This is a genomic window from Silvimonas sp. (genome assembly GCF_031291215.1).
Taxonomy (GTDB): domain Bacteria; phylum Pseudomonadota; class Gammaproteobacteria; order Burkholderiales; family Chitinibacteraceae; genus Silvimonas; species Silvimonas soli.
In genome coordinates, this window is record NZ_JARLJK010000131.1 from 57,023 (window position 1) to 67,260 (window position 10,238).

Here is a 10,238-nt window from a genome sequence, read left to right on the forward strand (position 1 = left end):
CCCGGGATGTTAAAAGCGAGATGGGTGAGGCGCTGGGGATGAACCCAAGGCGTCAAACCCTTCGCTTGCCGCACTGGACAGGACCGCGTCACCAGTCTTTCATAATCACACTTCACCTCTGATTTATTCTCCCCATACACCATGCGCTACGTCGTTATCGGCAACCCGATTGCCCACAGCAAATCCCCTCAAATCCACACCGCCTTCGCCGCCCAGTTTGCTCTGGCGCCGTTCAGTTATGAGCGACTGCTGGCACCGCTGGAAGACTTCGATGGCACCGTGCGCAGCTTTGTGGCGGCGGGCGGTGGAGGTTGTAACGTCACCGTGCCATTCAAGGAGGCCGCGTATGAACTGGCTTCCGAGTTGACCGAACGCGCCGCCGCCGGTGCGGTCAATACGCTGGTGGTGCGCAAGGACGGTTCGTTGCTTGGCGATAACACCGATGGCGCCGGGTTGGTGGCGGACTTGCTGCGCCATCGCTCGCTAACCGGCTTGCGCATACTGGTGCTGGGAGCGGGCGGCGCGGCGCGCGGTGTGTTGTTGCCGCTGGCGACCGAACAACCGGCGTCAATCACGTTAGCCAACCGCACCGCGAGCAAGGCGCTGTTATTGGTTGATGCGTTAAGCGCCAAAACCTCGGTGCCGCTGCAAGCCTGCGGTTTTGCCGAAATCGCTGGATCGTTTGATGTGGTGATCAACGCGACCTCGGCCAGTCTGGGCGGGGAGCGCATTCCATTGCCGCCTAACGTTTTTGCGGCCAACGCCCTGGCCTACGACATGATGTATGGCAAAGGTGAAACGCCGTTTCTGGCGCAAGCCCGCGAAGCTGGCGTGCCGCTGCGGGTAGATGGCTTGGGTATGCTGGTTGGGCAGGCGGCCGAAGCTTTTCGCTTGTGGACCGGGCATCAGCCGGATGTGGCGCCAGTGCTGGCTGAAATGCGCGCTGGCCTGGCGGCGTAATCAGAACGTCTGGGCAGATCATAAATGTGCGCAAAATCAGGGTTCGCGGTTGCCGCCTTGTAAGGAACGCGCCTAGAATCGCGGCACCTTATTGAGTCAGCCGTAACCTTCTGTGAAAAAACGTTCTTTTGGCTGGTGGTTTGGCCGCATTCTGCTGGCGCTGCTTTTGCTGTTTCTGGCGTGGAATCTGTGGATTTTCGCCCACGTCTGGTGGTGGAAAGACCATAACCCCAGCGACACCGCCTTTATGGAAGAAGGTTTGTCACGTCTGCAAAAAGACGACCCGCAAGCCGAGCTTCGGCACAAATGGGTGTCCTATAGTCAGATTTCCCCGAATCTCAAACGCGCGCTGGTGGCCTCAGAGGACGCCAAGTTCCTCGATCATGATGGCTTTGACTGGGAAGGCATCCAGACTGCCTGGGAAAAGAACCTGAAGAAGGGGCGGATTGTGGCTGGCGGTTCCACCATCAGCCAGCAACTTGCCAAGAATCTGTTTTTATCCAGCCGCCGTACGCCGTGGCGCAAGCTGGAAGAAGCCATCATCACCGTGATGCTGGAGCACATGCTGGACAAGCGCCGCATCTTTGAGCTGTATCTGAACGTCATCGAATGGGGCAACGGCATTTACGGCGCCGAAGCCGCATCGCGCTATTACTACCGCACTGGCGCGGCTAATCTGGGTGTGGCCCAGGCAGCCAAACTGGCTTCGATGGTGCCGGATCCGCGTTATTACGATTTGCACCGCAACGACCGGCGCTTGCTGCGCAAAGCCAGCATCATTGCGCGGCGCATGCCTTACGCGGATATCCCCTAAAGCGGTTTGCAGATGATGCGGGCGGCCACTGGTCAGGTGGGCCGCCCGTTTTGTTTTATGTATCCCGTGGAGCGGGCCAGTTCGCCTGTCCCGCAACAAGGTAAATTCTTTCTGTGACGGTAATGCAACGGTCGTTGCTTATGTCAACGGAATCATTTGGTGTTGCCAGGTCAAACTTCTAGAATGCAAGACCGCATTGAGCGCTCATACTCAAAATCACAACAAACTACTCCCGTGCGATAGCCACTGGGCGAAAACAGGGGACGACATGAGTTGGTCGGGAGTAACGCGCGCTGATCGATCCGGCTGGCCTTGCGCTGGGCGGCCGGTGATCAGCCAATTGGCAGAGACAAGGCATGCCTGATTTATCGTTGTCATTGGCGATGGTGGGACAAACCGATACCGGTTTACAGCGCGCGCATAACGAAGATGCGATTGCGTGGGATAGCCGCATCGGTCTGGTCGTGCTGGCTGATGGCATGGGCGGCTACAACGCTGGCGAAGTGGCAAGCGCCATTGCGGTCAAGCATGTGAGCGATTTCATCCATCGCGCCCAAGCCGTGCGCCCGCCCTTGCCACCTGAGCCAGAGCGACTGGCTGCGTTGCTGACCCAGGCGGTCTGGCAAGCCAACGATGCCGTTTACACCGCAGCGAATAGTCATCCGCAATATGCAGGCATGGGCACCACCATTGTTGTGGCCTTCTTCCAGCAAAACCGGCTAGCGGTGGCGCATGTCGGCGATTCGCGGCTTTATCGCTTGCGCGCTGAAACTCTCACACAGCTCACCCACGATCACTCGTTTTTGCAGGAACAGATTGATCTTGGACTGATGACCGAGGCTGAAGCCGATGAGACCGGCCAGCGCAACCTGATCACCCGTGCCGTGGGCATCGGGCCAGAGGTCGAGGTTGAAGTCCATGTTCATGACATTGAGGTCGGCGATCTGTATTTATTGTGCTCAGACGGGCTGACCGACGAAGTTGACGCACCAACCGTTGTGGATGTGCTGACTTCAATGCGCACCAATCTGCCCATGGCTGCCGCATATCTGATCCAGGAGGCAAACAATGGCGGAGGCAAGGACAATATCTCGGTTGTGCTGGCCGACATCAAACGCGCGTTGCCGGGCGAGGGTGGCTGGTGTAGCCGGATTATGGAATGGCTGCGAAAAGACGGCTGAGAACCGCTTGGGCAAGACGTCACGACTTTAGCGCGGGCGGCTCTGTAAAACAGGAAAGCAAGAAGGGGTTTTGGGAAAGAAGATGGCGAAATTGATACTCAGCCTCTCTGGCAACTACATCAACGAGTTCAAGCTCAAGCCAGATGTAACACGCATCGGGCGGCGTCCGCACAACGAAATCCAGGTGGATCACCTGTCGATTTCAGGCGAGCACGCACTGATCCGCCTGATGGGTGGCGAATACATCATTGAAGACCAGCGCAGCACTAACGGGACTTCGGTGAATGGTCAGCGCATCGTGCAGTACAAGCTGAAGGATGGTGACCAGATCCGTATCGGCAAGCATGTGTTCACCTTCCGGGTAAGTGATGCGGTCGCGCGTCCGCCCAGCAACGATGGCTTCGAAGCCACGCAACTGCTGGTGCCTCCCACCAGCGCGGCCCGCCCCGAAGGCAAACGGACTGGCGTGGTGCGAGTGCTGACTGGCACCAGTGCCGGGCGAGAAGTCATTCTGGCTAAAGCCAGCACCACGCTAGGCAAGGCCGGGGTGCAAGTGGCCTCTATTGGCCGGCGCAGCGAAGGCTATGCAATTTCTCACGTGGAAGGCCCCAAGCGCCCGCTGGTGAACAACCGCGAAATCGGCAGCACGCCACACCCACTCAAAGAAGAAGACCTGATTGAGCTGGCCGGTGTCAAAATGGCGTTCTTCTATCGCTAGGTAAGTGCTGGACCAGCAGGCGTTGGCGCAGCGCGAAATGGGTGGTTCTTGAGGGCGCTTTTGCTGAGGAAACACTGGCCGCAGATCATTATGGGTCTGCTTTGCTTCATGCTGCTGGCGGCGCATATCACCAGTGTGTTGCGGCTGCCAGCGGTAGAGCGGCTGGACGCCTATCTCTACGACACGCGCGTGCGCTTCTCCGCAGCCAGCGCTCCCGACCCGCGTATTGCCATTATTGATATCGACGAAAAAAGCCTGGCCGCGCTGGGCCGCTGGCCGTGGCGACGCGACTTGCTGGCGCGACTCGTCGATCAGGTATTCGACCATTACCACGCGCAGGCGCTGGGGTTCGACGTGGTCTTTGCCGAAGCCGACGACAGCACCGGCCTTGCCACGCTGCGCCGCCTGGCCAGTGGCGAACTGGCCGACATCCCCGAATTTGGTGCCACGCTGACCCGTATTGCCCCGCGACTGGATACTGACACCCGGCTGGCTCGCGCCCTGGCCAAACGCAATACCGTCCTGGGCTTCTATTACAGTAGCGATCCGCACGCGGTTTCCGCAGGGGCCTTGCCCGCGCCCGCGCTGGACGCCGGGACACTGGCGCCAGTGGCTGCCAATATCACGCCAGCATCACACTTCGGGGCCAATCTGGCGCAACTGCAAACCGCTGCGGCAGCGGGCGGGCATTTTGTGCCGTCGGTGGATCAAGACGGCGTAATTCGGCGGGTGCCACTGCTGGTCAATATTGGCGGCCAGTTCTATCCGGCGTTATCGCTCGCACTGGCACAACTGGCGTTGGGCCACCCACCGCTGGAGCCGGTGATCGAGGTCGGTGGCGGCGTACCGCAACTGGAAGCGCTCAAGCTGGGCAAGCTGACGTTGAGCGTGGACGCCAATGGCCGCGCCACCGTGCCGTATCGCGGACCGGCACGCTCGTTCGCTTATGTGTCGGCAGCAGATGTACTCAAGGGCACGGTTCCTGTCGACCAACTGGCGGGCCGCATCTTGTTGCTGGGGGCTACCACGCCGGGTTTAAACGACTTGCGCGTGACACCAGTGGGAGAGGCTTATCCGGGCGTGGAAATCCATGCCAATTTGTTGTCGGCCATGCTGGATGGTGCCCTGCCGCAACGTCCAGGTTATCTGTTGGGCGCGGAATTGCTGCTGCTGGCGGTGCTCACCCCAATCCTGGTGTGGGTACTGGCCCGGCGTCCGCCATTTCAGGCCACGATGACCGTGCTGACTTTGCTGGTGGCGCTGGCGCTGGCGGATATCTGGCTATGGCGGGTGCATCATGTGGACTTCCCGTTTGCCGCCACATTGACGCTGATGGTCGCGCTATATGTGCTGAATATGGCATGGGGTTATATCTTCGTTACCCGGCGCCAATCCCAATTACGTCAATTGTTTGGCCAGTACGTGGTGCCTGAACTGGTCGATCGTATGAGTGCGGACCCTGGCAAATACACCATGGTGGGTCAAAGCCGCGAGTTATCGATCCTGTTTACCGATGTGCGCGGCTTTACCTCGATCAGCGAAAGCATGGCGCCAGCCGAACTGACGCAATTCATGAATGCGTTTCTAACCGAAATTTCCACAGTCATCCGCAGCGGCCAGCCCGGTACCATCGATAAATACATCGGTGATTGCGTAATGGCGTTCTGGGGCGCGCCGTTGCCCGACACCCTGCATGCCCACAATGCGGTGCTGGCTGCACTCAATATCCACGCCGCCATGCTGCGTTTGAATACCACTTTTGCGGCCCGTAACTGGCCGACGCTGGTGGTGGGCGTGGGCGTGAATTCCGGTGTAGTCACAGTCGGGGACATGGGGTCAAGGTATCGACTCACTTACACAGTGATGGGTGATGCGGTTAATCTCACCAGCCGGATCGAAAGCCTGACCAAGTTCTACGGCGTGCCGATTCTGGTTACTGCGGCCACCCGTGATGCCGCGCCAGGCTTTGTTTACCGCGAGATTGATCGGGTGCGCGTGGCTGGCCGCGAAGATGCGGTGACTTTATATCAACCGCTCGCGCTGGCGGGCGACGAAGCCGCAACGCGATATGTGGATGCATTCGCGCCTGTGCTGGCGCACTATCGGTTGCGGCAATGGGCGCAAGCGCAACAGCAATTGGCGACGTTATTACAAGCCGAGCCTGATTGCGTGCTGTACCGGGTTTGGCGAGATCGCGTGGCGACCATGCAGGCCAATCCACCAGCAGGAGATTGGGATGGCGTGCACGTGTTTGTGCGCAAGTGAAGCTGCAACTGAATAAAAACTGAATAAACAATAGAACACAGGGCCGGGCGGCAGCGACATGCCCAAGGCCAGCAAATGGACAGTAAAGAGGGCGGCATGAAATTGCAGGTACTGGGATGCAGTGGTGGCATTGGCGCGGGAAATCGCACCACTTCGCTGCTGCTCAATGACAATCTGCTGATCGACGCCGGTACAGGTGTGGGTGACCTGGGTTTTGACGCGCTGGTGAAAATCGACCACGTATTTCTGACCCACGCCCATCTGGACCATATTGCGTGTTTGCCATTGCTGCTGGATACCGTGGCGGGCAGCCGCAATCGCCCGGTTACGGTTCACGCCACCCAAGCGACTATCGAGGTGCTGCAACGGCACATCTTTAACTGGCAAATCTGGCCAGACTTTTCCACTATTCCCGATTCGGCCAATGCGTTGTTGCGCTACCAGGTTCTGGAAACCGGTGACGAAGTGATATTACCGGGCGTGACAATCCGCGCGCTCCCAGCTTTGCATACCGTCCCGGCTGTGGCTTATCAGCTGGATAGCGGGACGGCCTCGGTCGTTTTTTCTGGCGATACCGACGATTGCACGCCGTTCTGGGAATCCGTCAATGCCATCGCGAACCTGCAAACGCTCATTATCGAAACCGCATTTGCTGATCATGAAGAAACGCTGGCCCGGGCCTCGCGCCATTTCACCCCGCGTCGCTTGCTGGCCGCGCTCGGGCAACTGCGCCATCAGGTCGATATCCGCATCACGCATCTGAAACCGGCAGACCACGAACAAATCATGCTCGAACTGTTGCGTGATAACGGCACAAGCTTTGCAATATCGCGCTTGCACGCCGGTCAGATCATCACTTTTTAAGCCAGAAATGGCGCCGGGTGGAGCGAACGCCGCGCCATTTGGTCGCTTGAGCCAGACAAAAATACCCTCGCAATCGGGCAGAAAAATCCACTCGTGCAACCAGGCAAAAGCCAGAGCCGGCAAATGCCCGAAAAAAAGGTATGGCCCGAACGATATAAACCGGGGTACTGACGATGTTAAAAATCTTGTTTGAGATGAGCGGAAAGCCAGGCGGGATAAGGCTTGTACCGGTTTAGGCGGTGCGTTTTGTAATGTAACCATTGCAGCTACATCGGCACAAAGTGGTTTCAGGGTTTTTGTGTAACGACGATACCACTGGCGACGCGTAAATTTCAGGGCTCTTCCATGCCTTGTGCATGGCAACAAATCGCGGAACAGGAACTATCTCATGTGTGGAATCGTTGGTGCAATCTCGGAACGTAATGTCGTGTCCATGCTGCTGGCCGGGCTGCAACGACTGGAATACCGGGGTTACGATTCCAGCGGTCTGGCTTTGGCGCAACGCGGCGAGTTTTCCCGGGTTCGCGTAGCCGGGCGCGTGGCTGATCTGGCTGCCAAAGCGGCGGGACAATCTGCGCTGGCGGGCCTGGCTCACACCCGTTGGGCCACTCACGGTGCGCCCACTGAACTGAACGCTCACCCGCATCTGGGTGGGGACAGCGTCTTGATCGTGCATAACGGCATTATCGAAAACCATGCCGCCCTGCGAACTGAACTGCTGGCGCAGGGATATCAGTTCACTTCGGAAACCGATAGCGAAGTCATCGCGCACCTGGTGCATCACTATCTGGAACGCTCCAACGATCTGCTCTCTGCCGTGCAAGCCACCATTGGCCGTCTCACTGGCGCTTTTGCCATTGGCGTACTGAGCCGGGATTATCCGGACACAATCATCTGCGCTCGTCGCGGTAGCCCGCTAGTGTTGGGTCTGGGTTTTGGTGAACAGTTTTTTGCTTCAGACATTGCGGCGCTGCTGCCAGTCACCCAACGGATGATCTATCTGGAAGAGGGCGATCTGGCCGAACTGCATCGCGGTGAAGTCCGTATTTTCAACGCCGCCGGTGAGCCCGTTACCCGCCAGGCGCGCACAGTGGATGTGGCTGCCGATTCGGCTGATCTGGGCCACTATCGCCACTACATGCAAAAAGAAATCTTCGAGCAGCCAGTGGCAATCACCAACACGCTGCAACGGGTGATCGAGTTGGGGTGCCAGCCCGCGCTGTTTGGCCCAACCGCCGAAGCGCTGTTTGTCGCGGCGCCGGCCATCCGTATCGTGGCTTGTGGTTCCAGCTACCACGCCGGTCTGGTGGCGCGTTACTGGATTGAAGAATGGACTGGACTGCCGGTTAGCGTAGATATCGCCAGCGAATACCGCTATCGCAAAGGACGCGAACAAGACGGCACGCTGATCGTGGCGATCTCCCAGTCTGGCGAAACCGCCGACTTGCTGGCCGCCATGCGCTCCGCTCGTGAACGCGGCGACGTTAAAGTGCTGGCCATCTGTAACGTGCCGCACTCGACCCTCACACGTGAATCAGACCTGCTATTCCTGACTCAGGCCGGGCTGGAAATCGGCGTGGCATCCACCAAAGCATTCACCACCCAACTGGTGGCGCTGTACGTGCTGGCCGCCGCCTTGGCCAGTAGCCGCAAAACGCTCAGCGCTGCCGCCGAGCGCGAGATCAGCGAATCGCTGCATCGTCTGCCGGTGCTGGTGGAAGAAGTGCTGGCCATGGACGGGCAACTGGAAGAGTGGGCGCAAGAACTGGCGCATTATCACAACGCCTTGTTCCTCGGCCGTCACACCTTGTTCCCGATCGCCCTGGAAGGCGCGCTCAAGCTCAAGGAAATCGCCTACATCCACGCGGAAGGCTACGCCGCCGGCGAACTCAAGCACGGCCCGCTGGCGCTGGTGGATGAAGACATGCCCGTCATCGTCTGCGCCGCCCGCGACGAACTGCTGGAAAAACTCGTCTCCAACATGCGCGAAGTGGAAGCGCGTAGTGGCAAAGTATTCTTGCTGGCGGAACCCGGCTGCGAATCTGCCCACCCCGGAGCGCATCGCGTGCTGACGCTCCCCGCCGCCAGCGGCCCACTCGCCCCGGTGGTCATGACACTGCCACTACAAATGCTCTCCTACCACACCGCCTGCCGCAAAGGCACGGATGTTGATAAGCCACGTAACCTGGCAAAATCAGTCACTGTGGAATAAAAAAACGGCGCTTCGGCGCCGTTTTGATTCTGACAATTAAAGTTGATATCTCTACATTAAAGTTGATATCTCAACCTTAATGTTGATATCTCAAAACTAGCAAAAACAAGGGCTCCAAGCGGAGCCCTTGTTTTCGATCCCTGCGTAGGCCAGTCTTCTCGCTCAAGCAGATGGCTTAGCCGGCAGAACCAGTTCTGAGAACTTCAATTGCTTCGTAGGGGTCGCTGTACAACAAGGCGGCGGTAAAACACGCGCTGAAGTCTGTGGCGTTTTTTTGAAACCTGAATAAGGGCCGCGGTTTCGATGTGCTTGTTCTACTCACAAGTTGCAAACTTGCGGTTCCCCATTCCGGTATCCAAGCTGCAGTTGGGCTTTCGCAACGTCTCTGTATTTGAGTCAGGGAGGCGGCTTTAGGCCAGGCTGCAGCGAGCCAACGCAGACAGACTGATGAGCAAAGTACGTCAGCGAGAGGTTCGTTCAGTCGTAGCCTCTGACAACGTTGTGACAGCATCTTCTCGACTTCGCTTAGCCTGAATGATTGGGGGTTGGTTACCAGTTCGTTCGCGATGACAAGAAAGCGCTGAATCAAGGGGCATTTTGACCAACGCCGGATCAAGTCTTCGTCATACTCACGCGCAACCGGTTTGTAAAAAAGTGGTTCGTACCAATAATCAGACGGGAGAGTACTTGGGAGAAATCGAAGCACGGTTTGATGGGTTTGGCAGCGGTAGTTTCCTGGGAGCATGTGTTCCCTGTGCCACCTCGAATATCCATGTTCCTCGCGTTCTTCTTCCACACAATCAAGGCAAAACCGGCTTGGTCCCATCAGACCGGACGCAAGTCTGCCTAATTGGGAGCGGCTAGTAATTGTGATTTGCCCTTTGCCTTCAAACACCCTCCAAAAACTGTGGTGTGCAAGTATGTCTTGTACATTCAGCCCCGCTAAGACACACCAGGTTCCAAATTGCGACTTAGGCTTCTCCTCCCCTCGAACTTTGAAGCGGCGCTTAACACTTGAACAGTAGTCTTTGTGGCGCTCCAACCCATTCCAGATACGAAAACGTCCAAGAAAACTGAGTGTAAATTTGGTCTGGCCCGGCCTCGATGGACACTGACTTAAGGTGGATAATGCCCACCCAGGAGTTGTGTTCATGACCAAGACCAGACGTACTTACCCCGAATCCTTCAAACGTGATGCAGTAAACCAGGTGCTGGCCGGCACCC

At 57.8% G+C, this 10,238-nt stretch carries 7 protein-coding genes; all 7 read left to right on the forward strand.

All coding sequences use genetic code 11. The features are described from left to right. The first annotated feature begins 141 nt into the window (after nt 1-141). A complete protein-coding gene (gene aroE / locus P4L78_RS15445; RefSeq protein WP_309328722.1) occupies nt 142-960 on the forward strand; it encodes a shikimate dehydrogenase in 819 nt (272 codons plus the stop codon). A 112-nt stretch (nt 961-1,072) separates the two neighbouring features. Then, nucleotides 1,073-1,774 carry a monofunctional biosynthetic peptidoglycan transglycosylase gene (gene mtgA / locus P4L78_RS15450; protein WP_309328723.1) on the forward strand — a complete coding sequence of 234 codons (702 nt, stop codon included), beginning with the start codon at nt 1,073-1,075 and terminating at the stop codon, nt 1,772-1,774. 356 nt (nt 1,775-2,130) lie between these two features. Next, the gene (locus tag P4L78_RS15455) at nt 2,131-2,955 is read left to right on the forward strand and encodes a Stp1/IreP family PP2C-type Ser/Thr phosphatase (protein WP_283147989.1); all 825 of its coding nucleotides are present in this window, start codon (nt 2,131-2,133) and stop codon (nt 2,953-2,955) included. Nucleotides 2,956-3,037: 82 nt separating this feature from the next. Then, nucleotides 3,038-3,673 (forward strand): FHA domain-containing protein, encoded by a 636-nt coding sequence (locus tag P4L78_RS15460; RefSeq protein ID WP_283147990.1) that lies wholly within the window; start codon nt 3,038-3,040, stop codon nt 3,671-3,673. Nucleotides 3,674-3,763: 90 nt separating this feature from the next. Beyond that, nucleotides 3,764-5,938 (forward strand): adenylate/guanylate cyclase domain-containing protein, encoded by a 2,175-nt coding sequence (locus P4L78_RS15465; RefSeq protein ID WP_309328724.1) that lies wholly within the window; start codon nt 3,764-3,766, stop codon nt 5,936-5,938. Between the two features lie 96 nt (nt 5,939-6,034). Continuing rightward, complete coding sequence (locus P4L78_RS15470) at nt 6,035-6,802, forward strand: 3',5'-cyclic-nucleotide phosphodiesterase (RefSeq protein ID WP_309328725.1); 768 nt, start codon at nt 6,035-6,037, stop codon at nt 6,800-6,802. Between the two features lie 388 nt (nt 6,803-7,190). Then, nucleotides 7,191-9,014 carry a glutamine--fructose-6-phosphate transaminase (isomerizing) gene (gene glmS / locus P4L78_RS15475; protein WP_309328726.1) on the forward strand — a complete coding sequence of 608 codons (1,824 nt, stop codon included), beginning with the start codon at nt 7,191-7,193 and terminating at the stop codon, nt 9,012-9,014. Nucleotides 9,015-10,238: the final 1,224 nt, after the last annotated feature.